At 39.7% G+C, this 22,663-nt stretch carries 21 protein-coding genes; 19 read left to right on the top strand and 2 right to left on the bottom strand.

Translation table 11 applies throughout. The features are described from left to right. Nucleotides 1–176 precede the first annotated feature (176 nt). From B6F02_RS02995 to B6F02_RS02980, 4 genes are all read left to right on the top strand, one after another. Entirely contained in the window at nt 177–1,244 is a 1,068-nt protein-coding gene (locus B6F02_RS02995; RefSeq protein ID WP_080145925.1) for a DUF871 domain-containing protein, read from the top strand. Beyond that, nucleotides 1,234–2,127, top strand: a complete 894-nt coding sequence (murQ, locus tag B6F02_RS02990) for an N-acetylmuramic acid 6-phosphate etherase (RefSeq protein WP_080145924.1) — start codon at nt 1,234–1,236, stop codon at nt 2,125–2,127. The genes B6F02_RS02995 and murQ overlap by 11 nt, the downstream gene beginning before the upstream one ends. A 49-nt stretch (nt 2,128–2,176) precedes the next feature. After that, nucleotides 2,177–3,028: a MurR/RpiR family transcriptional regulator gene (locus tag B6F02_RS02985; protein ID WP_080145923.1), complete on the top strand. Its 852-nt coding sequence runs from the start codon at nt 2,177–2,179 to the stop codon at nt 3,026–3,028. 66 nt (nt 3,029–3,094) lie between these two features. Beyond that, nucleotides 3,095–3,610 carry an RDD family protein gene (locus B6F02_RS02980; RefSeq protein WP_080145922.1) on the top strand — a complete coding sequence of 172 codons (516 nt, stop codon included), beginning with the start codon at nt 3,095–3,097 and terminating at the stop codon, nt 3,608–3,610. A 56-nt stretch (nt 3,611–3,666) separates the two neighbouring features. On the opposite strand, the gene B6F02_RS02975 is transcribed toward B6F02_RS02980, so the two are convergent. Next, nucleotides 3,667–4,092: a YtxH domain-containing protein gene (locus B6F02_RS02975; protein WP_080145921.1), complete on the bottom strand. Its 426-nt coding sequence runs from the start codon at nt 4,090–4,092 to the stop codon at nt 3,667–3,669. 239 nt (nt 4,093–4,331) lie between these two features. On the opposite strand from B6F02_RS02975, the gene B6F02_RS02970 reads away from it, so the two are divergent. The 5 genes from B6F02_RS02970 (at nt 4,332) to B6F02_RS02950 (ending at nt 8,866) form a co-directional block, all read left to right on the top strand. Then, the gene (locus B6F02_RS02970; RefSeq protein ID WP_080145920.1) at nt 4,332–4,520 is read left to right on the top strand and encodes a hypothetical protein; all 189 of its coding nucleotides are present in this window, start codon (nt 4,332–4,334) and stop codon (nt 4,518–4,520) included. A 113-nt stretch (nt 4,521–4,633) separates the two neighbouring features. Next, nucleotides 4,634–4,963, top strand: coding sequence for a hypothetical protein (locus tag B6F02_RS02965; protein WP_080145919.1), 330 nt, complete (start codon nt 4,634–4,636; stop codon nt 4,961–4,963). Between the two features lie 347 nt (nt 4,964–5,310). Beyond that, a complete protein-coding gene (locus tag B6F02_RS02960; RefSeq protein ID WP_080145918.1) occupies nt 5,311–6,480 on the top strand; it encodes a hydroxymethylglutaryl-CoA synthase in 1,170 nt (389 codons plus the stop codon). A 67-nt stretch (nt 6,481–6,547) separates the two neighbouring features. After that, complete coding sequence (locus B6F02_RS02955) at nt 6,548–7,765, top strand: acetyl-CoA C-acetyltransferase (protein WP_080145917.1); 1,218 nt, start codon at nt 6,548–6,550, stop codon at nt 7,763–7,765. An 801-nt stretch (nt 7,766–8,566) separates the two neighbouring features. Then, entirely contained in the window at nt 8,567–8,866 is a 300-nt protein-coding gene (locus B6F02_RS02950; RefSeq protein WP_080145916.1) for a DUF3139 domain-containing protein, read from the top strand. A 167-nt stretch (nt 8,867–9,033) separates the two neighbouring features. On the opposite strand, the gene mscL is transcribed toward B6F02_RS02950, so the two are convergent. Continuing rightward, nucleotides 9,034–9,420, bottom strand: coding sequence for a large conductance mechanosensitive channel protein MscL (gene mscL, locus B6F02_RS02945; RefSeq protein ID WP_080145915.1), 387 nt, complete (start codon nt 9,418–9,420; stop codon nt 9,034–9,036). Nucleotides 9,421–9,787: 367 nt separating this feature from the next. On the opposite strand from mscL, the gene B6F02_RS02940 reads away from it, so the two are divergent. From B6F02_RS02940 to B6F02_RS02895, 10 genes are all read left to right on the top strand, one after another. Beyond that, a complete protein-coding gene (locus B6F02_RS02940; RefSeq protein ID WP_256864628.1) occupies nt 9,788–10,852 on the top strand; it encodes a phosphate/phosphite/phosphonate ABC transporter substrate-binding protein in 1,065 nt (354 codons plus the stop codon). 98 nt (nt 10,853–10,950) lie between these two features. Then, on the top strand, nt 10,951–11,730 hold the full coding sequence (phnC, locus tag B6F02_RS02935; RefSeq protein ID WP_080145914.1) for a phosphonate ABC transporter ATP-binding protein: 780 nt from the start codon (nt 10,951–10,953) through the stop codon (nt 11,728–11,730). Nucleotides 11,731–11,742: 12 nt separating this feature from the next. Next, nucleotides 11,743–12,570, top strand: coding sequence for a phosphonate ABC transporter, permease protein PhnE (phnE, locus tag B6F02_RS02930; protein ID WP_080145913.1), 828 nt, complete (start codon nt 11,743–11,745; stop codon nt 12,568–12,570). A 15-nt stretch (nt 12,571–12,585) separates the two neighbouring features. Further along, a complete protein-coding gene (phnE, locus tag B6F02_RS02925) occupies nt 12,586–13,401 on the top strand; it encodes a phosphonate ABC transporter, permease protein PhnE (protein ID WP_080145912.1) in 816 nt (271 codons plus the stop codon). 120 nt (nt 13,402–13,521) lie between these two features. Beyond that, a complete protein-coding gene (locus tag B6F02_RS02920; protein WP_080145911.1) occupies nt 13,522–14,838 on the top strand; it encodes an MATE family efflux transporter in 1,317 nt (438 codons plus the stop codon). Nucleotides 14,839–15,062: 224 nt separating this feature from the next. After that, nucleotides 15,063–17,336 carry a glycosyl hydrolase family 95 catalytic domain-containing protein gene (locus B6F02_RS02915; protein WP_080145910.1) on the top strand — a complete coding sequence of 758 codons (2,274 nt, stop codon included), beginning with the start codon at nt 15,063–15,065 and terminating at the stop codon, nt 17,334–17,336. Further along, on the top strand, nt 17,317–19,110 hold the full coding sequence (locus B6F02_RS02910) for a histidine kinase (protein ID WP_080145909.1): 1,794 nt from the start codon (nt 17,317–17,319) through the stop codon (nt 19,108–19,110). Before B6F02_RS02915 ends, B6F02_RS02910 begins: the two co-directional genes overlap by 20 nt. After that, a complete protein-coding gene (locus tag B6F02_RS02905) occupies nt 19,110–20,600 on the top strand; it encodes a response regulator transcription factor (protein ID WP_080145908.1) in 1,491 nt (496 codons plus the stop codon). Before B6F02_RS02910 ends, B6F02_RS02905 begins: the two co-directional genes overlap by 1 nt. Beyond that, complete coding sequence (locus tag B6F02_RS02900; protein WP_080145907.1) at nt 20,597–21,289, top strand: DUF624 domain-containing protein; 693 nt, start codon at nt 20,597–20,599, stop codon at nt 21,287–21,289. Before B6F02_RS02905 ends, B6F02_RS02900 begins: the two co-directional genes overlap by 4 nt. Further along, a complete protein-coding gene (locus B6F02_RS02895) occupies nt 21,279–22,616 on the top strand; it encodes a hypothetical protein (RefSeq protein WP_080145906.1) in 1,338 nt (445 codons plus the stop codon). Before B6F02_RS02900 ends, B6F02_RS02895 begins: the two co-directional genes overlap by 11 nt. The last annotated feature ends 47 nt before the right edge of the window (nt 22,617–22,663 follow it).

Here is a 22,663-nt window from a genome sequence, read left to right as displayed (position 1 = left end):
ACTATATTCCATGAATGTATATTAGTCCTCTTATGGTGGAATGTCAAACACTCATACTTATTTTTAATAAGTGAAATAATTTTATAAAAATCGACTTATAAATTGAAATAATATTTCATTTCATTCATAATGAACAAGAAATTAAAATCTAAATTAGTAGAGAGGGCCGTTCAATTATGCTGGGAGCATCGCTTTACTTATCGCAGTCTGAAGAAACGAACGTACAGAACTTAAAGACATTAGATCAGTTAGGAGTCAAAACGATTTTTACGTCTCTTCATATTCCCGAAGAAGACCCTGAACAAACTTTAAAAGGATTAAGAAGAATAACGAGTCAAACAAAAGAGTATGATATGAAGCTGATGGCAGATGTATCCTCCAGTACGTTAGAACAGTATTCAATCGAAAAAGAAGAAGCATCAGATTTTTTTAGTGAATTAGGCATAACAAGTTTACGGATAGATTATGGATTTTCATTTGAAGAAATCAAAACATTTTCTGAACAGTTTCAGATCGTTTTGAATGCAAGTACCATCACAGAAGAAACCTGTGCATCATTAATAGATGTTGGAATAGATCTAGCAGAGATTACTGTCTGTCATAACTATTATCCAAGAGAAAATACAGGACTGGATGCTGAATTTTTCTTAAATAGAAATCAGTATCTGAAAGAAAAAGGATTTATGATCCAAGCTTTTATTCCAGGCGACTTGAAAAAAAGAGGACCGATATACGCTGGGTTGCCTACACTAGAAGAGCATCGCAATATAGATCCGCTTGCTGCTTATATGGATTTAAAAGAAAATTATCTGATAGATGAAGTGCTGATTGGTGATGTTTTGATGAAAGAAAATACAATCTTCAGAATCAAAAAATGGATAGACGAGAAAGTGCTCCTACTACAGGTCACTAATGTGAGTGGGAAGCTGCCAGAAAACTTTTATGATATTCATCAGAATCGACAAGATGTAGCAAGAGATGTTGTCCGTTCAGAATCTTCAAGAGTTGTTTTGAAAGGTCGGTCTTTTGAACCTTCGAAAGCAAAAGAGCGAACAGCGGGTTCAGTGACTTTAGATAACGATCTATATGGAAGATATGTGGGAGAACTGCAGATTACGAAGAAGAACTTACCAATGGATGACCGTGTAAATGTATTGGCTCAAGTGAACCAATCTTCATTAGACTTACTTGATCACATTACTGCAGGAGTAAAATTTCAATTTATGGAGGCCGATGATGAGTAAAATGAGTACAGAACAAAGAAACCCTAATTCAATGAATTTAGATACATTATCCGTTCAGGAAATGACTAAATTGATGAATGAAGAAGATGCAACAGTGACTACAGCTATTCAACAAAGTATGAGACCTATCAATCAGTTGATTGAAGCAGTGATCGAACGTATGGAAAAAGGCGGGCGGCTGTTCTATATTGGTGCAGGGACTAGTGGACGTTTAGGAGTATTGGATGCGGCAGAATGTGTTCCTACTTTTGGAACGTCCCCTGAATGGGTCCAGGGTGTGATTGCCGGTGGTAAGAAAGCCTTTGTAGAAGCGGTAGAGGGAGCAGAAGATTCGGAAGAATTAGCTGTTAAAGATTTAAAAGAGAAAAACTTGAACGAGAAAGACGTCGTCATCGGTATTGCGGCAAGTGGTCGTACACCCTACGTTAAAGGCGGGTTAAAATATGCAAAAGAAGTCGGAGCGCAGACAGGATCGATTTCCAATAACTCTAATGCTGCAATCAGTGAACTTGCAAACTACTCTGTAGAAGTCGTCACAGGTCCAGAAGTCCTAACAGGGTCTACACGCTTAAAAGCTGGAACGGCTCAAAAATTAGTCTTGAATATGATCTCTACAATCACTATGGTAAAATTAGGGAAAGCTTACGAGAATCTAATGGTAGATGTACAGGCGACCAATGAAAAACTCGTTGATCGTTCTAAGCGGATCATCATGGAAGCAACAGGCTGCACGTATGAGGATGCGGAACAACACTATCAGCAGTCTGGATCGGTCAAAGCAGCGATCGTGCAGATTCTGGCGGGTGTATCTGTAGAAGAAGCGGAAGCACTACTAAACAAACAAGAGGGTCGAGTAAGAGAAGCGATTCGTTCGCAAAGCTAAATAAAGTAAAGTAAAGCAGACCCTGCAGATGAACTAAAGGACTGAACCAATGACTGAACAAAATATATTAGGAAGAATCCAGAGTATTTCGGATCAGCTTCCTAAAGCAGAGAAAAAGATCGCTGAATACATCCTGGATCATCCGGATGCTGTCGTCCACATGACCGCCTCAAAAATCGGAAAGCAGTCTGGAACAAGTGCTGCCACAGTGATTCGGCTGTGCAAACGAGTTGAAGTGGCCAGTTTCACACAGCTTAAAGTCTTGATTTCCAGGGAAATTTCACAGCCAAGCCCAGCTGGCTATTCGGACATTACTCCGGATGAACCGCTTGAAGACATTATGGATAAATTGCTTGGAAATGCTTTTCAGACGATGCAGGATACAGTTTCTGTCATCAAAGAGCAGCCTTTGCTGGAAGCCGTTGAAGTCCTTAAATCTTCTTCGATCGTTTATCTATATGGAATTGGGGCTTCTCATTTAGTTGCTGAGAATATAGCGCATAAATGGAGCCGAATCGGAAAAACCTGTATCAGTTTGTCTGACCCGCACGCCTTATTGTCAGCGATGTCTGCTCCGAAAGAAGGTCAAGTCTTCTTCGGCATCTCCAATTCAGGAGAAACCAAAGAAGTCGTAAGGATCTTAGAACTGGCAAAGCAAAATGGCTATAAAACCATTGCGCTGACGCAATTTGGGAAAAACAGTTTAACCAAAAAAGCAGACATCTCTCTCCAGCATGTCAGAGCACAGGAAGAAGCCTTGAGAAGCGCTGCGACCAGTTCCCTGCATGCCCAGTTTATTTTGGTGGACATCTTATTTTATGTCTATGCATCAAAAAATTACGATAAAATAACAGACTTGATACGCCGCTCCAGAGAACAGATTGATCAGTACAGCCAGTAATCATCTAGCCATTATAGACTGTTGTCAGAACGTATAGTGCTTGAAAAGTGCGAAAGGACAGAACTGATGAAAAAACAGAATCCAATCAAACTTGCTGCGCGCATAAAAGAATTGGCGATCGATTACGTCGTGATTCTGATTTACTTGCTCTGTTTACTAGGTGTCAACGTATTGATTTATGGACTAGTTTTAAGAGGCATTCCTGAATTTACAATGGTACAATCTCAGCTAGTCGCTCTTTTAGAGTCGGTTATTCCAGTCATATTGTTCTTTTCATATCTCGACTATAAAAAACCATACGGAACCATTGGAAAGCGAAAGGCAGAGTTAAAAGTGTACTACAAAACGCCTTCTTTTTTCAGAAGTTTAGCAAGAAATACCATCAAGTTTTTGCCTTGGCATCTAGGTCATATGGGTGTTATAGAAGGGATATACACGGAGTTTGAGAGTGTGGGATCACTGGTTTATACAAATGCCGGAACTGTTCTGGGACTGATTCTGCTGGGAATGGGATTATTCAGAAAAGATAAACGCCACTTAGGCGATCTGATTGCAGGAACGCAAGTGGTGATGAAAAAGTAAAAATGAACAAAAAAAGCGCCGTTATATCACTAAGATATAGCGGCGCTTTCAGATTATTATGCGTTTGGTGTAGTGCTGTTTGGTTTATTGATGTTGTTTGAGTTACCTGTATTGTTAGATTCGCTTGAACCTTCAGAATTACCGTTGTCGCTAGATGCGTCGTCAGCAGCTTCTTTAACAGATTGAGCCATGTCTGCTTCTGCATTCATTGTTTCATTTTTGATATCTTCTGATGCAGACTTGATTTGGCCTTTAATATTTTTAGCAGTATTTGCTAAAGTAATCTTGATATTTTCAGTTGCTTCGCTTGCTGCATGAGACATTTCTTCAGATTTTGCTTTCGCTTTATCTGCATATCCACCAGCCATTTCTTTGTGGTCGTTGAATTTACCCATAATGTCGTTGCGTGTTTCTTTACCGCTTTTAGGAGCAAATAGTAATCCTAATGCTGCTCCAAGTAGTGCACCTTTAATAAATTTCATTGTTCATTCCTCCAATTATATTTAATGTCAATCATTCTTTCCTATAAGTATAACGATAACATAGAAAATTTTAAACGAAAAACACTTACAAAATGAAAATGATAAAAAACAATAACAGAATAGGATTCAATTCTTATTAGGCACAGGTATTAATGATAAAATAGTATCAGACTGCTGCGAAAGTTCATTACATTCTCATAAGTATAGTAGTCAGTAATGAACAGACAGGAGGGGAGTTTTTGAAAACGAAGACAGATAGACATAGTCATCTACTAAACGGTTTCTTCATGCTGAATATTCTTCACTTAGTGATTAGAATTGCTTTAGCCGTATTCACAGATGAACCATTTTACAGTAACGTTCTGATGCTGTCTTTAGGATCGTATATGCTAGTTCAGGGAAATAGAAGTAAAAATAATTCAGTATAGGTGTTGCAGGGAGTATTGCCGTTATCAGAAGTGAATACTTTCAAAATAGAAAATCTAAGCTTAAGGCTGAAAATACATTATTTTTTATAACATTCTTAATTCCTGTAACGCTGATGAGTTTTCTATTAGAATGGACAGCTGACTTTTGGCTTGTTCAACTAACTAAAGACACTGCACTGGTAATCGTTATAATTGCCACACTAGGGATTACTTTGAATGGCTTTATATTAGAGCATAATACAAGAAAAGTGATCATTGGTATTTTACCAGCTGTCTGGTTTGGACTGCTATTATCTCTAATGTACTACTTCCCTAAAAGCGCTAGCTGGATGGAGAGTCATGATGGAAGAACATTTCTGATTGTGGGATTGATTTTAAGTTACCTTCTCTATATTATCACCAGATTATTACTTGTTAAAAAGGATAAAAAGATAAGCGAATGATCACTGCTTTTTATCATATTAATGATACATAGTTTATTTAAAAGTTCCTTTCTTAACACAGCAGTACACTGAGTGTTAATCATTGAAATAGTAAAAAGGATAAATATTGTATTACTGGCCATGCACCTGTATACAATTTAGACTTCTATTAAAATTAGTGAGCATATGAGACTTATTTCAAGTGTGTCATATGATACGATTAGTATGAGTAAACGTGTCTATTTAGGGATATTGACGTTCTGTAAAGTTAAAAAGGATTCTTAAGTCTTTTTTTAGGAAGGTCATTTATAATGAATTCAAGATAATGAGTTTTACTAATTAAACGTAAACTTTAGGGGGACGATCAATTGGAAATCGGGATAGATAAGATTGGGTTTTATACACCGGATGTCTTTATAGATATGGAAAAATTGGCTGAGGTCAGAGGTGTGGATCCGGCTAAATATACAATTGGGATCGGCCAAGAGAAGCAAGCCGTTGCGCCGCTTTCACAAGATGCCGTTTCTATGGCAGCTAATGCAGCGCTTGAAGTATTAGATGAAGAGGATCGTGAAGCGATTGATTTTGTTTTATTTGGAACAGAATCAGGTGTCGATCATTCAAAATCAGGTGCCGTTTGGGTTCACCATTTAACGGACATTCAAAAATATGCACGCTCTGTAGAATTGAAACAAGCTTGCTACAGCGCAACAGCTGCGATCAAGATGGCTATGGGCCATATTTCCTTACATCCAGAAAGCAAAGTGCTGGTACTTGGAACAGATATTGCGAAGTATGGACTGAATACAGGCGGAGAACCGACACAAGGTGCAGGTGCTGTCGCAATGATCTTGTCAGCTAATCCGCGTATTCTGGCAATCGATACAGACAGTGTTTCGATGACAGAAGATATTTCTGATTTCTGGCGTCCATTGCACTCTGACTATGCGTACGTAGATGGTAAATTCTCTAATCAAGCTTACTTGAACTTTTTGACTGAGGTCTGGAATCGGTACAAAGAAAAGAGCCAGCGTGATTTAAGCGACTTTGAAGCATTATGCTTCCATGTTCCTTACACTAAAATGGGTAAAAAAGCTTTGAAAGCTTTAACGGAAAATGCTTCTGAAGAAGATGCTGCTCGTCTGATGGGATATTATGAGCCGAGCGTCTTTTACAACAAGCAAGTCGGCAATATTTATACAGGGTCTCTTTATTTAAGCTTGCTTTCACTGCTTGAACAAGGACCGGAGCTTGCAGAAAATGCGAGAATCGGATTGTTCAGCTACGGATCAGGAGCGGTTGGAGAATTCTTCAGCGGAACGGTAAAACCTGGATATAGAGAACATATGCTGAAAGAAGAACATGAAGCATTGCTGAGTAACCGACGTGAATTAACCATTGAAGAATACGAAAACATTCTGCAGCAAGCATTACCGAAAGATGAAACAGATGTTGAATTGGACACACAAGAAGCAGCAGCTGGAACTGTTGTGTTAAGCGGTGTTCACTCGAATGTTCGAAACTATACTAAAAAATAATGAGAAGGTGAATGATCAGGGAGTGCCTTGGTCATTCCTTTTTCTCAATAAAGGAGATCATTCTTCTATGCAAAAAGTGTATATCGCAGGAGCTAAACGGACACCGATCGGGTCTTTTTTAGGCGCGCTGAAAGATGTATCCGCTTCTGATTTGGGAAAAACAGCGATTCAAGGCGTTATTGCACAAAGTGGTATTGACCCGACGGAGGTAAATGAAGTTTCTTTAGGGAATGTACTGCCTGCTGGACAAGGACAAGGCGTTGCCAGACAAGCTTCCATCAAGGCTGGCATTCCCGAAACAGTACCAGCTTACAGCACTAACATGGTCTGCGGAAGCGGGCTTAAAACAGTGATGAATGCCTTCTTAGGGATTCGAGCAGGAGAATACAATGCAGTAATTGCTGGCGGAACGGAATCAATGAGTCAGGCACCTTACTTAATTCCCAATCGAGCACGAAACGGGATCAAAATGGGCGGTTTTCAGACACTGGATCACATGGTCCATGACGGATTGACAGATGCCTTTGAAGGGTATCATATGGGGATTACTGCTGAAAATATCGCGGAGCAGTACGGCATTTCACGTGAAGATCAAGATGCGTTTGCGTTCGACTCTCAGAAAAAAGCCATTGAAGCACTGGATGAAGGGTTATTCAAAGAGGAAGTGGTTCCGGTAAAATGGACATCTAGACGAAAAGAAGAAATGGTAGTGGATACGGATGAGTATCCTAACCGTAAAGCGAACCTTGAAAAAATGCAGTCACTGAGACCGGCTTTCAAAAAAGAGGGAACGGTAACAGCTGCCAATGCTTCTGGATTGAACGATGGCGCAAGTGCAACATTGATTGTTGGAGAAGACTATTTGAATGAAAAAGGATTCCAGCCGCTGGCAGAAATCGTAGCGATTGGTCAAGGCGGTGTAGATCCTTCCATTATGGGAATGGGACCTGTTCCGGCTGTGAAACAAGCTTTAAAAAAATCTGGTTTATCGTTTGAAGATATTGATGCCTTTGAATTGAATGAAGCATTTGCTTCTCAAAGCTTGGCTGTCGTGCATGAATTAGCAGATGCATTTGATGCAGATGAAGAAGGATTAAAAGAGAAGACCAATATTCACGGCGGCGCTATTTCACTGGGACATCCCATTGGAGCCAGCGGAAATCGTATCCTCGTTTCTTTACTGTATACATTAAAACGCAAAGGCTTGAAATACGGCATTGCTTCACTGTGTATAGGCGGCGGTATGGGAGCAGCAGTCGTAATCAGAAATACAGATGTAGAATAAAAATAAACTTCGGCCGAACAACCGTATCAACTTGGCGAATGGAACGCTTAACCGAGCAGACTTGTACAACAGTATGAGTCTGCTCGGTTTTTTTTTAGCTTATCTTTTGCAGCTTATTCTGAATCCGATTTTCAAAGGCTTTAGTTTACTTGCTGAGGACCAGAAAATCTGAAAAATCTCAAAAAAGCTGCTGCCAATGGGGGAAAGGAACGAATTTATCGCCTATCTGATTGCAGAAGAGGTGCCAAAAGCAAGATAAGAGCCAGTTGACCTTGAATAAGTCATAAGAACGATCTCTAACAATAATATTGGTACACTTTCAATACAACGTCGTCATCAGAACTAGTCGCAATATCCGAATTGGAACCAATTCATTGCAATACTCCCTTTTAACTCGTCACTAAAGCAAGATAGCGACTAGTTAAATCAGTTTCCCCCGGTGAACTCGTCACAAAACCGTTATTGCAACCAGTTAAACAAACATCGTCATCAGAACTATTCGCAATATCCGTATTGGAACCAGTTCATTGCAATACTCCTTTTTAACTCGTCACTAAATCAGGATAGCGACTAGTTAATTCAATTTCCTTCGGCGAACTCGTCACAAAACCGTTATTGAGACCAGTTAAGCAAGCATCATCGTCAGAACTAGTCGCTAACCAGCTGAATCCACCAGAAGAATGAAAAGCCAATCACTCAAGTAAAAGATTTAAAAAACCTGCAGAGATCAAAAGGGCTGTCCCCCTAGATTAATCGAAATTCAGGCATATGTTTGTTAACCTGGTGACAGGAGGCGAGGCTTTGAAAAACACAATCATCAAAATAGTAATTATTGTAGTAATGATTGGCATGGGGATTTATTTCTATCAAAGTTATGCAGCGAAAACACAGCTAGAAGAAGACACAATCTCTTATTTGGAAAATGAGGGTTATAACAGAGAAGCGGAGACTGCAGAGATAACGATTGTCAATATGGGGCAAGAACAGGCGAAGTATGCAGCTGTTGTCACGTTTGAAGATGAACCTGAGATAGACTACTTTTACACTTATAGAGAAGGTACAGAAGAACTCTATCAAATCAATAAAGTAACTGAAGAATAGAATGATACCGCTGAGTCAGTAGAACGGTGATCGTTTTGCGAAGACATTTATAAAACCGCAGCTCTAACCAGGAAAGGGAAAGCAGCAGAAGCATTCGACATAGAAATAAAAAAGCAGATACCCTTCAACTTGTATCGAAGGATTTCTGCTTTTAATGATTGAGCTGTTTATTTAACGTCTTTCTCAGCCAGCAAGTCGCGAATTTCAGCTAAGTATTCTTCAACAGTCGGCGCTTCAACAGGGGTTTCTTCAGGCTCCGGCTTGTTTTTTGTTGTTAGTGTGTTGATTGTTTTGACAATCAGAAACAAAGCGATCGCAATTAAGAAAAAGCTGATGATGGACTGAAGAAAAAGCCCATACTTGATAGGGGTATTTCCAATGGTAAACGTTAAATAGCTGACGTCTGCTTTTCCAGTCATGGAAGTAATCAGCGGCATTAAAATGTTATCGACCAGTGAACGCACAATCGCATTAAAAGCTGTCCCCATTGCCAAACCTACAGCCAATTCAATAACATTTCCTCGTGCAATAAATGCTTTAAATTCTTTGAACATGGTATAAAGTCCTTTCCAGAAACATTTGATGACTCTTCATCGCTATCAATTTTACTGAAGTAAGATAGGATTTGCAAATATTCGAGCGGTTAAGGGTTTACACTAAATTTACATAAAATTGATAGAAGAAAGGAGCGGATTGGGAATATAATAAAGCTCCTGTGGTAATAATAGTGTACGAATAAAGAATATTGTTTATAAATAAAGTGATAATGTTCGCTTTTGACGTACAAAATGATAAAAAAAGTTCACCATTTTATCTAGACAATTTGATTGTCGAATGTTACTATTCTATAGGATACAAAATATGCATATATTTGAAACAAATTGTAAAAATACTTAGGAACATCATTTAGGAGGAAAAATCTTGTCTACAAAATGGTTAAAAGGTTTAGGGATCACTTTCGCAACAACTTTAGTATTAGCAGCATGTGGTAATGGCGATGAAGGATCAGAAAGCACGGGTACTGACGAAGCAACTGGAGAAAACGTACAAGTTGATGAACTTTCTGTTCAATTCGTACCTTCACGTGACCCAGAAGAAATTACAACAGCTACTGAACCTCTAAAAGACATGTTGATCGAAGAAATGGCAAATCAAGGATTTGACATTGGAAATGTTGACATCACTGTTGGTACTGACTATGCAGCAGTTGGTGAAGCTATGGCTTCTGGATCAGCTGACGTTGGATTCCTGCCAGGTGGAACATATGTATTATATGACGATGGCGCTGAAGTTATCCTGACTGCAACTCGTGCAGGATTAAGCAACGATTCTGACGATGCGGCAGACTGGAACGAAAATAAACCGACTGAACCTACTGAAGAACAAGTAACTTACTACCGTTCAATCTTAGTTGCAGGACCGACTGAAAAAGGTCAGGAACTTGCAGATAAAGTTAATAATGGTGAAGAATTAACTTGGGAAGATTTGAATTCTGCAAACTGGAGCGTTATGGGAACAACTTCATCAGCTGGTTACATCTACCCAACAATCTGGTTACAAGAGAACTTTGACAAATCACTTACTGATCTAGCACAAGTATCTCAAGCAGATTCTTATGGAACTTCTGTTGCTCGTTTAGCTCAAGAGCAAGCTGATGTAATCGTTATGTACGCTGATGCTCGTCGTGACTACGAAGAGCAATGGACTTCTGAATTCGGAAGAGAAGCAAGCATCTGGGACGAAACGAACGTTATCGGTGTAACACCTGGTATCTATAACGATACAATTTCTGTCAGCAAGAACTCAGACAACATGTCAGAGGACATGAAAACTGCTTTACAAGAAGCATTCATGAATATTGCTGAAACTGAAGAAGGTCAAGAAGTAATCGCAATCTACTCTCACGAAGGATATGAGCCAGCTACAAGTGAAGACTATGATACTGAGCGTGAAGCACAAGAACTTCTAAAAACACTTTCTGAATAAACACACTAACAAACTTCATAACGAGTCAAAAGAGTAAGCTGGGAGAGTTCTCTCCTAGCTTTCTTTTTGAGCATGTCTTAGAAAGGACAATTTGAACTATGATCGAATTTATCAATGTCAATAAAACTTATCCAAACGGAGTTACAGCTTTAAATAATATCAACTTGAAAATCGACCAGGGAGAATTTGTAGCGATTATCGGACTTTCTGGAGCAGGTAAGTCTACTTTGATTCGCTGTATTAATCGTATGCACGATATCAATGAAGGTACGTTGAATGTAGACGATGTAGATGTCAGCAAATTGAAAGGGAAACAAGTAAGAGACTACCGCCGTAAAATCGGGATGATCTTCCAGTCTTTCAATTTGGTCACGCGTACAAGCGTTATTAATAACGTACTAGTATCTGTTGTCCCTGAACTTTCCTGGTGGAGAAAAATTTTAGGCTTATTCCCTAAAGATAAAAAAGTGATTGCACTGGAAGCACTGGATAAAGTAGGGATTCTGGATAAAGCTTATAACCGTGTAGATCAGCTGTCAGGTGGACAACAGCAACGAGTAGCTTTAGCGCGTACACTTGCACAAAATCCTTCAATCATTCTGGCAGATGAACCAGTTGCTTCGCTGGATCCTGTGACGGCTAAAGTGGTTATGGATGACTTCAAGCGGATCAACAAAGATCTTAACATGTCTATCCTGATCAATATCCATCACGTTGAGCTTGCTTTAGAGTATGCTGATCGTGTAATTGGTATTCGTAAAGGTGAAGTGGTCTATGACGGAAAATCTTCTGATGTAACGCAGGATGTATTGGATGAAATTTACGGCAGCATAACAGAAGTGCCGCATATGGATGACTTAGAAGAAGCTAAAGTGTAAGGAGGGTAAAAAATGAAAGAGACATTTTACGATAAAATTTTCAAACCGAAAACTTACACATTAGAAAACGGCAAAGAAGTTAAACAGCGAGCTTCCAGAGTACCACTGATTATTGTACTGCTGGTCATTGCTATGTATTTGTCATTTCAGGCAACGGATTCAGATCTTTCATTGATCTTCACGCGCGGGTACCAGTTCTTTGTTATTTTAATCGCTATGTTCCCGCCGAATTTTAACTACATCTCTAATATTTGGGAACCGTTATTTGATACGATCCAAATGTCCTTGCTGGGATCAGTGGCAGGTGCAATTCTTGCAATTCCGCTGGCGTTACTCTCTTCTGGTAACGTTATTCGTAATAGATTCGTCAACGGTCTGTTTAAATTCGTATTAAGTATTATGAGAACTTTGCCGACGCTGATCATGGCGTTGATTGCTACTTTTGTATTTGGACTTGGCACGATGGCTGGGACAACAGCGATTTTCCTGTTTACCATGTCTTATATTGGGAAACTGATGTATGAACATATTGAAAACGTGGATATGGGTGCTTTTGAAGCACACGAATCTATGGGACTGACAAAAATTCAAGCCTTCAGATATGCGATTGTACCGGATGTTTTGCCGACGTATTTGTCTGTGTCCTTATATGCGTTTGAAGGGAATATCCGTTACGCAGCTATTCTAGGTTATGTTGGTGCTGGAGGTATCGGACTGGTGCTCGATGAACGCTTGGGCTGGAGAGATTACCCGAGTGTCGCAATGGTCTTGCTTGTTTTAATGATCGTTGTTTTCATTATCGAACGAATTAGTGAATACTTCAGACGTAAACTGACATAGAAAGGAAGAGGGTAAATGAACAGTTCTATTCAAAAACAATTAAACGAAGCACCGAATCATATGCTTTACTTCTCAACAATTGCTGCTATTCTGCTGGCTCTTCTGATCTGGTCGATTGCTGGTGTGAATTATACTGGTGTAGAAGATAGAGGATTAGAATTTGCTGGAAATATCATCAAAGGGATTTTGACGCCGGATTTAGAATTTTTATTTGATTTTACAAAACAAGGTGTTCCCTATTTATTATTTGAAACAATCGCAATTGCTTTTTTAGGAACGATTTTTGGTTCCCTGCTGGCTATTCCGATTTCTTTCTTAATGGCACCGAGTGTTGTAGGAGAACCGATTTCTTTTATTACACGCTTGTTTGTTATATTTGTTCGTACAATTCCTTCATTAGTATATGGAATCATGCTGATTCGTGTGACAGGACCTGGTGCCTATGCTGGAGTGCTGACCATGTCGATCACCTCTATCGGGATGATTTCCAAGTTATATGTAGACGTTATTGAAAACTTGGATCGCGGCGTTTTAGAAGCCATGACTTCAATGGGATGTACAACTTATGAAAAGATTCGCTACGGTATTTTGCCGCAGTTATTCTCCAGTTTCTTATCTACTACGATTTATCGTTTTGACATGAACTTGCGAGACGCAACGATTTTAGGATTAGTAGGCGCAGGCGGAATTGGTGCACCACTGATTTTTGCAATGAACGCTTACCGCTGGAATGAAGTGGGTTCGATCTTAATTGGACTTGTTGTGTTGATCTTACTGGTAGAAGTCCTATCAAATAAACTAAGAGCTAGACTGGTTAGCGGAGAAAGATAATTGTGCTGGTTGCTGAAAGTTGCATCTTATTCAGGTGCAGCTTTTTTCTATAATCTCATTAAATTACATCAAAAAGGCGTGATCAATCAGCAGTAATAAGGGATGTTTGGAGGAAAGAAGATGGAACAAACTAAACGATTTTTTAATTATGTGAGTCTAAACATGCTTGGTATGATGGGTGTCTCTTTATATATTCTGGCAGATACTTATTTTATTGCGCAAGCCCTAGGATCAAATGGCATCGCCTCTTTGAATCTCAGTATTCCGGCTTATGGAATTATAAATGGAACGGGACTGATGCTCGGACTGGGCGGAGCTTCAAGATTTAGTATTTTGAAGTCTCAAGATAGAATAGAGGATGCTCGGAAGGTCTATGCTCAGTCTTTGATGTTTGGCTTGCTGGCAGGACTGCTCTTTCTTCTGATTGGGCTCCTCGGTGCAGATGTGTTAGCGAAAGGCTTAGGAGCTGACAATGAAACATTTGAGAATACGGCTGTTTATTTGCGAACTTTATTATTTTTTTCTCCCTTTTTTATTCTTAATAATACGATGCAGTCCTTTGTCCGAAACGATGGAGATCCTTCTTTGGCAATGGCAGGTATGCTGATTGGGAGCTTGATCAACATTGTACTGGATTATATTTTTATTTTCCCACTTGAAATGGGCATGTTTGGAGCAGCTCTGGCCACCAGTGTAGCCCCGATCGTCAGTTTGTTGATATTGGCTGTTCATTTCAAGCGACCAATCAATCAGCTTAAGTTCAAACTTCAGAAACTGGAGTTTATCATCGTGAGAGACATCTGCTACTTGGGGGCGGCCGGGTTTATCAATGAGATTGCTGCAGCAGTCGTAATGTTTACGTTTAATCAGATTATCTTTACTCTTGAAGGTAATCTGGGTTTGGCTGCTTATGGTATTGTAGCTAATATCTCTTTTGTTGTATTGTCTTTATTCACGGGAGTTGCCCAAGGCTCTCAGCCTTTGTTGAGCCAAAGCTATGGAAGCAAGGACTACCAGCAAATGAAGCATGTGTTGAAGCTGGCTGTAATGACCTCATTGCTGTTAAGTACGCTGATTTACTTAACTACGTATCTATATCAGGAAGGAATCATTTCGGCTTTCAATAGTGAACTGAGTCAGCATGTAGCAGAAATGGCGTCAGCTGGCTTGCTGATCTATTTTATCGGTTTCTTTTTCGCAGGGATTAATACGATTCTGACGACTTATTTCAGTGCAACCGACCAGCCGCGCATGGCTTTAATGTTTTCTCTGCTTCGAGGCGGCTTTATTATTGTTCCTGTCGTTCTAGTGCTCAGTTATTTCTTAGGAATGAACGGTGTATGGTTGTCTTATGTGGTGTCAGAAGCCATCGTGGCAGCCTGGATAATGATACGCGCGAATCCGAAGCGCAGAATCAGAAGAACAGCAAGGCATTGAGATAAATCCAAACCTTTCAAAGTGGGAGTAAACTCCTGCTTTTGAGAGGTTTTTTTATGCTCTTCTTTTGATTAAAAAAGGAACTTTATTTTGATAAACCCATCTTTTATATAAAAATTATAACAAAATTTACATATTACAGAAAATCCTGTCTATAAAGTTCATGATTAGTGTGGTATACTTTTATAAAAATTAAGCGTTTGCAAATACAAGGAGTGTACAGGATGTTTCAGTTTCCAGAAAAAGGGATATGGAGTACTCAGTCAGCAGAAAAATGGCAAGAAGGATATTTTGTTGGGAATGGCGAATCAGGCGGTATTTTGTTTGGAGATCCTCATTCTTTTCACCTAATAGCGAATCATCATCATTTATTTTTAAAGAAAAAAGTCAAAGATCAGATTCCCAATTTAGCGCATCAGTTACCAGAGCTTAGAAAAATCATCAAAGAGGAAGGCTACCAAGCGGGCATCGAGTACTATTTCAAAGAAGCACAAATGAAAGGGTATACAGATTTGACCATGAGTGATCCTGTTCATCCCGCTAGTGAATTGCTGTTTGTTTTGAATCATAATGAACCGTTAAATCCGACGGAGTATATTAGATGGTTAAATTACGAAAAAGGAACAGCTTCTGAAGTCTTTACGACCGAAACAGGCCAGAAATTTGAGAAAACCGTCTTTTCTTCTAAAGCTGAACGAGGGTTGTTTTTTGAGATTCAGTCAAATCAACCATTCCAGTTATCCGTCTCATTTAAGGATTATCAGGAGCACGGCATCGTTCAAACATATCAGACTGTAACTGGACAAACCATTCTGCAAAAGAACCGCTATGTGGACGATACATACTATGATGTCTATTTGAACTGGACGACTGATAAAGGAACGGTTCAAGCAGAAAATGACTCAATCAGCTTTGAAGAAGTATATAAAGTCCAGTTAAAAATATCGATCAAGCCGGATAAGGAAGTGCTTGAGCTGGGAGACTTCAAACAGATACTTGAAGAACATACCACTCAATTCCAGCAAGTCTATAACCAGATCGAACTGAACCTTGCAGATTCAAAAAAACGTACACTGTCCTTTGAAACGCTCATAGAAAAGATGGAAAAGTCAGGTGAGGTGCCGACTGTCTTGTATGAAAAGCTGTATGATGCGAGTCGATACTTTATACAGTCGATGAGCGGTCGTGCACTGCCGAACCTGCAGGGAATATGGGCAGGAGACTTTTCACCAGCCTGGAGCGGGGACTATACTCTGGATACCAATGTCCAGCTGGCAATTGCTTCGTTTGCCGGATTAGGTCTGTTTGAGCACTATGACGGCTTGTTCAGCAGAATGAAAGAGTACGATCCAGACTTCAAGAAAAATGCGATGGAATATTTTGGCTGCAGGGGATATTTAATGCCTGTTCATGCCAGCACACATGCTGTACACGTCCATTGGAACAGCGAATGGCCTCTGATCTTCTGGACTTCTGGAGCAGGCTGGTTTGCTTATTTCTATAATGAATACTATGAATATACGTTAGATAAGACCTTTTTAAAAGAGACTGCCATTCCTTTTTATATTGAAACGTTACAGTTCTACGAAGATTTTCTGATGATTGAACAGGGGGAAGCGGTTATCCGTCCCAGTTATTCCGCTGAAAATGGAATGGGTGATACGCCTACGATGGATGTTGCGGTGATTAAAGCTGCGGCAGGGTATCTAAAACAGGCTTATCACATATTAGGAAAATCGTTCCCAAGCAAGTATGAAACGTTGCTGCAGCAGCTGCCGGACTACCGGATCAATGAAGAAGGCGTGCTGAAAGAATGGATTGATGACCAGGCGAAAGAAAATCCTAATCATCGACATTTTTCTAATTTATATCCTGTCTTCCAGACCAAAGAGATCACCAAGGAAACTCCTGAGTTATGGCAAGCGGCCCACAGAGCATTTGACGAGAGAATCGAGGCTTGGCTGTTAAATGAGAATGGCGATACAAGCTCCTCTCATGGTCGAATGCATGCAGCGATGTGCGCGATTGCGTTGGAACGGAAAGAAATCGTAGAAGCTTCTTTAGAAGCATTAGCAACCAATCAGGCATTTTATTCCTCTTTAGCGACGAGTCATTATAATAACCGAGAAGTATTCAATATGGATGCGAATGGTTCCTTGCCGAAAGTTCTGCATGACTCTTTGATTTATGTTGAAAAAGCGGGAGTCGTTACACTTTTTAAAGCTGTTCCATGCTGGATGAGCAGCGGAACGTTAAAAGGAGTGCGGCTGCCGGATGGGGTAAAGGTTAATCAATTGACTTGGGATTTAGAAAAAGGCCAAAGTGAAATTGAACTGGAAGCATCTCATGCTGTGCAGTTAACGATTCAGCTGCAAGACCAGTACGAATGGGAAACGTCATCTAAAAAACTGGACCTGACTGCAGACGAACCAATAACACTAGAAATTCGCTTCACTGATCGAGGAGTGGTACCAAATAATGAAAAGGTTAAACAGTAGACCCTATATTTCGATAAAGCAAAAACTGCTGGGCTCTTATTTGGTTATTTTGATTATTCCGATTTTATTAGTAGGCATTTATCTAACATCTAGTATTAGAACTAATTTGATTGACAACAAAATGGCAGAAATCGAGAACAACAATGAGCGGATCCGAACAGACTATACCACGATTCTTTCCTCTGTGATCCGTGTATCAGACTGGATTTATCAGGATGAAGAACTGGTAGATCTAGTTCAGACTGTTTATGAGTCTCCTTTTGAAGTGTATCAGGCATATAATGGTTACCGCATGTTTGAGGACTATCTGCGTTATTATGATGAAATCCAGCATATTCGCTTTTATGTCGAAAACCCTTCACTGACAAGTACCACAGGCATATACCCGGTAAACGAAGATATAGCGAACAAAGAGTGGTATCAAAGAGGTCGTTCACGCAGTGGACAGATTCTTTGGATGCAGATCGAGGACCCAGTGACTGGGAAAACACATTTGAATCTGGTACGAGCTGTTTATCAGGATTACCAGTTTGTCGGGTTGCTGGCTATTGCAGTAAATGATCAGATGATTCGCAATCTCTTGGCGGACTCTGCGAGCAGCGTCTTTATTACGCTGGACAGTCAGACGCCGATTTTCAGCTATCCGGAAACACCAGATATCGTGCAAGCTTACAGCGGGTATGTTCCCTTGCTGAATAGCGTCGAGTCGGCAGAAGGAAATCATAGTGTACAAAACACAGACTTTCCGCAAGGTGAGTTCACATTGAATATTCGGAATGTGCAAGTCCCTAAAACTTTGGATGCTCAAATGCAGGTTATTGGCGTTGTTCCAACGGATAGCATTCTAAGAGACGTCAATAAGGATTTAAGACTTGCCTACTGGATCGTGATTGGTGTATTGGTGATTAGTATTTTGATGTTGATCATCTTTATTCGAACCTTCAACAGTCGGATCATCCGCTTAAAAGAAGCCATGAATATGGTCTCAAATGGACAGTTTTCAATACCGCCGACAATCAATGGAAATGATGAACTGTCAGATGTATACAATCAGCTTGCTGTAACGGCAAAAAGTATTGAAGAATTGATTCAAATCAATTATGAGCATGTTGTGAGAGAGAAAAACTGGCAGCTGCAGATCAAAGATGCTCAGTACAAAATGCTGGCAAGCCAGATCAATCCGCATTTCTTATATAACACGTTAGAGATGATCAGAATGAAAGCATTAAAAAATAAAGACCGGGAAGTTGCTGAGATTGTCACGATTCTCAGCAAGCTCATGCGCAAAGCGTTAGAAAGCAAGCAGGGCAGCACCAAGCTGAGCGAAGAGTTGGAATTTATCAAAACCTATTTAAAAATACAGAAATTAAGATTCGGCGATCAGATTGAATACACGATCGTCAACGATGCAGAACAAGATCCGCTGATCATGCCGCTGATCATTCAGCCTATCGTAGAAAATTCATTTATTCATGGTATTGAACCTAAAGTAGGTAAAGGCATGATCAAAATTCGTGTTCACGAGAGCCATCAGCAATTGATTATAACGATTATTGATAATGGCGTGGGCATTTCAGAACAAACACTCGAGAGAATCCGATCTTCTCTTGAAGCTGATCATGATACGGATCATATTGGGATTGCCAATGTACATCAGCGGATTCTTTATCGCTATGGACCGCCGTATGGATTGAAAATAGACAGCCAAGCAGGCAAAGGAACAATCGTTACCATCAGTATTCCCATAAATCAAAACAAGGAAGGTGATCAATAATGTATTCAGTGATTCTAGTTGATGATGAACCAATCGTTAGAGAAGGAATGGAGTACATTATTAACTGGAGCGAAGAAGGATTTGAAGTGATCGGTTCTGCTGAAAACGGATTGTCCGGGCTGAAAATGATTGAAGAGAAAAATCCGGATCTGGTCATAACAGATGTAAAAATGCCGGGATTAGATGGATTGAAGATGATCGAAAAAGCGAAACAACTGGATAATGGAGCAAAATATATTGTGTTATCCGGCTATTCAGACTTTAAGTATGCTCAAAATGCTGTTTCACTAGGAACATTTCATTATTTATTGAAACCAATCGATGAAAATGAGCTGCTGGAAGTTTTGGATAGAGTCAAAAAACAAATTGACAGAGAGTCTAAAGAAAAAAGAGAGCAGAAGACTTTTCAGGATTACCTGACGAACCAGCAGATATTTTCGTTTATCTTTCATAGGAATACAAGTCAGACACTGGCTATGCTGGAAGACTATAAAAGCTTTCAACTGCTGGAAGTGAAAAATGAAAACAAACAGTATACAGAGCAGGACTGCTTATTGTTTCAGGAACAGCTGGATGCTTCCAAGATTTTTGCTTATAACTACGGAGAAAGCCTGTTTTTACTCATCTGTGATGGATCAGCACAGAATAATTCTGCATTGATCAGGGGAGAATTTATAAAGAGAAACTTGCAAGCGGCTGTAAGCTCGGAGATATATCAGATTTCCGAATTGCCGGTATTGTACAAAGAAATTCTTCAATTAAATAGCAGGCGGTATTTCTATCCAGATAACTGGATCATCACACCAGATGCCATACGGACAGAAGAGTCAGATTTGAGCGACCGCAACTTGTTGTTTCATCTTAAAATGGCTATCAAAGATAATCAGAAGCAGGCGATTGAAGAGGTGATTGATCAGTTTGTACAGTACTTCAGATCAGCTCACCAGGAGGCTGATAGAGTCAAAAGAGAATGGTCTGTTCTGTTTCTGGACTGTGTTGCATTTCTAGAAGAGAGTATGAATAAACCGGTCAAGGAAATTGAAAAGGATAAAATTTTATCGATCATCTGGAAAGAGAAATCGATTCTGCAGACTGCAAAATTTTTGAAGTATATTTTTTATGACTTTGGCCGATTTTTTTATGAGACGAATGAAAAGCAGGATATTGTGGAAGAGATCAAGCGCTACACAGCGAAAAATTATCATTTGAACCTGAGCTTGAAAGAACTGGCTCAGCAATTCAACTACAGTCAGTCTTACTTGGGTAAGAAGTTCAAAGCGGAAACGTCTTTGAGCTACCATACGTATCTGGATAACAAGAGACTGGAGAAGGCTAAGAAACTACTGCAGGATGAGACGATGTATGTTTATGAGATTGCCAAGTTGGTGGGATATTCCAACTATGATTATTTTCATAAGAAGTTCAAGAAGACATTTAGGATGAGTCCAAAAGAGTACCAGAAAAATTGGAAAAGTGAGGAAATGGAATGAATAACAAGCAGTCAACGGACACACTACTATACAAGATTACCCAGTATATCTATTATTTTTTCATGACCAATCTCTATTTTCTGCTGAGCAACATATTGATTTTGGGGGTCCTCATCCTTTTTCCAGTTAGCATTTCTAACCTGCTGATTTACGCAGCCGCAATGATCCCGACAGGTCCCAGTCTGACAGCGTTATTTTACTCAATGGGAAAGCTGCATAGAGAGAAAAGCATTAATCCGACTACTGATTATTGGAGAGCTTATAAGAATAACTTCAAAGAAAGTACAAAATATTGGGCAGTTTTACTGATTGTCCTGCTGATATTAAGTGTAGATATTCTATTCGTATTAAATAATGGATGGATCATTTTGACCGTTATCAGCGTCATTGCCTTTCTGCTGGTGCTTCTGTCAGGAGTGTATGCTTTTTCCATACTAGCAAGGTTTGAAGTGACTGTCAGAAATCTGATCATCTTTTCTATCATATTGCTTTATCAGAATAAGCGGAACAGCTTATCGATTATTTCTATCCTTTTTGCTTTTTCGGTTATCTTATACGGGTTTTTCACTTATGCCGTCTTGATGCTGTTTTCGATAACCGTTTACTACTTTATGCGAGGGACACATCCGATTTTGGAAAAATTAAAAGTACAGTTTGCGAATACTGGGAGGACAGATCATGAAACATAAAAAAATGTATTGCCTGACGCTGGCTGCACTGCTGTTACTAGCGGCCGGTTGTGATCAAAGCAGTTCAGACAGTAATTCAGAAACTGAATCTGAAACTGAGACAGAAATAACTGAAGCAGAACAGAGAAGCTACGTCATTCCTGAAGAATTTCCTGTTCGTAGTTTAGATGTTGCGACGGAAGAAGATATGATTGAATTAACTTATCAGAATGGAGAGTGGGTTGCTGAAGGGCTGGAGAATCCTCATACACCTTCTATCTCTACTTTTGTAGATGAGTTGTTCAGCTTGCAAGGGGTCCCAACAGAGACCAAGAGCCCAGCAGATGGAGCTGTTTCTATTCAACTGAGTAATGAAGAAAATGACTTTACCTTGGAAGTCTGGAGCAGCAATGAACAGCATTACATCAATGTAAGTGAAGAGACATTTAAAGTGGAAGAGCTGCCCTTGTCATTACAGCCGTTTGATACCAGCTTTTTAGAGGAACCTATAGCAATTGGATTAAATGAGCTGACTGAGATCGAATTCAATGAGGGAGAAGAAACCGTTCGCTTGAATCAGGAAACGACGTTGAACGAAGTGGAAAAACTGCCCTTTATCAGCGGATGGTATTTACATGATGTATATGAAACGCCCTTTTCAATTGAATACCAATGGATGGAGAAATTGCTGGGAAGCTTTTATCAGCTTAGAGGACCTGCAGCAGATACACCTGCAGCAAATCCAGTTCAGACCATTATATTAAAAAATGGACAAGAACAGGAAACATTGATGATTGGCGAATCTGAGGATGGTCGGTATACGCCTGTAACGTTAAAGGAACAAAACCAGCATTATTTAGTACCGAATCAGTTGTTGGCACAGTATACGTTTGAACCCTTGAATATTGTCGATAATTTCATTGCTTTGATTCCTTTGAATGCCGTCCAAACGGTAACCATTAAAACAGAAGAGACAGAATATGTAATTGAAGCCGAACATGAACTGGCATTGAATGAAGCAGAAGAAACCACCTTGAATAGTACGTTCTACTTAAATGAACAGGAAATCGACGGTGAGATTTTCAGAAGAAAGTATCAGTATTTAGCCAGATTATCTTATAGTGAAAAGGCCACACCAGAAGAGTTAGCTGGTATAGACGAGGCCGAAAGTACGATTACCATAGACTACCACTATTTAAATGACGGTCAGACAGTCTCAGAACGAGTCGAATTTATTCCAATAGAAAACGAAGACAGCTATATCGTTTTAAAAGACGGCCGAACAGAATTTAAAGCATCAGATGATAAACTGCAAGAACTGTTTAATGCCTTTGACGAATTACTGTAGTAGAATCTGGACACGGTTAAAAGTGTCCAGATTTTACTATGTTGGAA

The organism is Marinilactibacillus piezotolerans (genome assembly GCF_900169305.1).
Taxonomy (GTDB): Bacteria; Bacillota; Bacilli; order Lactobacillales; family Carnobacteriaceae_A; genus Marinilactibacillus; species Marinilactibacillus piezotolerans_A.
Note: the sequence above shows the minus strand (reverse complement) of the source record. Positions and strands in the feature narration are given on the sequence as shown.

What these genes read in the sequence shown, in the direction of transcription:
- B6F02_RS02995 (WP_080145925.1), top strand. Translation starts at nt 177, where the DNA reads ATGCTGGGAGCATCGCTTTACTTATCGCAGTCTGAAGAAACGAACGTA.
- murQ (WP_080145924.1), top strand. Translation starts at nt 1,234, where the DNA reads ATGATGAGTAAAATGAGTACAGAACAAAGAAACCCTAATTCAATGAAT.
- B6F02_RS02985 (WP_080145923.1), top strand. Translation starts at nt 2,177, where the DNA reads ATGACTGAACAAAATATATTAGGAAGAATCCAGAGTATTTCGGATCAG.
- B6F02_RS02980 (WP_080145922.1), top strand. Translation starts at nt 3,095, where the DNA reads ATGAAAAAACAGAATCCAATCAAACTTGCTGCGCGCATAAAAGAATTG.
- B6F02_RS02975 (WP_080145921.1), bottom strand. Translation starts at nt 4,092, where the DNA reads ATGAAATTTATTAAAGGTGCACTACTTGGAGCAGCATTAGGATTACTA.
- B6F02_RS02965 (WP_080145919.1), top strand. Translation starts at nt 4,634, where the DNA reads ATGAGTTTTCTATTAGAATGGACAGCTGACTTTTGGCTTGTTCAACTA.
- B6F02_RS02955 (WP_080145917.1), top strand. Translation starts at nt 6,548, where the DNA reads ATGCAAAAAGTGTATATCGCAGGAGCTAAACGGACACCGATCGGGTCT.
- mscL (WP_080145915.1), bottom strand. Translation starts at nt 9,420, where the DNA reads ATGTTCAAAGAATTTAAAGCATTTATTGCACGAGGAAATGTTATTGAA.
- phnC (WP_080145914.1), top strand. Translation starts at nt 10,951, where the DNA reads ATGATCGAATTTATCAATGTCAATAAAACTTATCCAAACGGAGTTACA.
- phnE (WP_080145913.1), top strand. Translation starts at nt 11,743, where the DNA reads ATGAAAGAGACATTTTACGATAAAATTTTCAAACCGAAAACTTACACA.
- phnE (WP_080145912.1), top strand. Translation starts at nt 12,586, where the DNA reads ATGAACAGTTCTATTCAAAAACAATTAAACGAAGCACCGAATCATATG.
- B6F02_RS02920 (WP_080145911.1), top strand. Translation starts at nt 13,522, where the DNA reads ATGGAACAAACTAAACGATTTTTTAATTATGTGAGTCTAAACATGCTT.
- B6F02_RS02915 (WP_080145910.1), top strand. Translation starts at nt 15,063, where the DNA reads ATGTTTCAGTTTCCAGAAAAAGGGATATGGAGTACTCAGTCAGCAGAA.
- B6F02_RS02910 (WP_080145909.1), top strand. Translation starts at nt 17,317, where the DNA reads ATGAAAAGGTTAAACAGTAGACCCTATATTTCGATAAAGCAAAAACTG.
- B6F02_RS02905 (WP_080145908.1), top strand. Translation starts at nt 19,110, where the DNA reads ATGTATTCAGTGATTCTAGTTGATGATGAACCAATCGTTAGAGAAGGA.
- B6F02_RS02900 (WP_080145907.1), top strand. Translation starts at nt 20,597, where the DNA reads ATGAATAACAAGCAGTCAACGGACACACTACTATACAAGATTACCCAG.
- B6F02_RS02895 (WP_080145906.1), top strand. Translation starts at nt 21,279, where the DNA reads ATGAAACATAAAAAAATGTATTGCCTGACGCTGGCTGCACTGCTGTTA.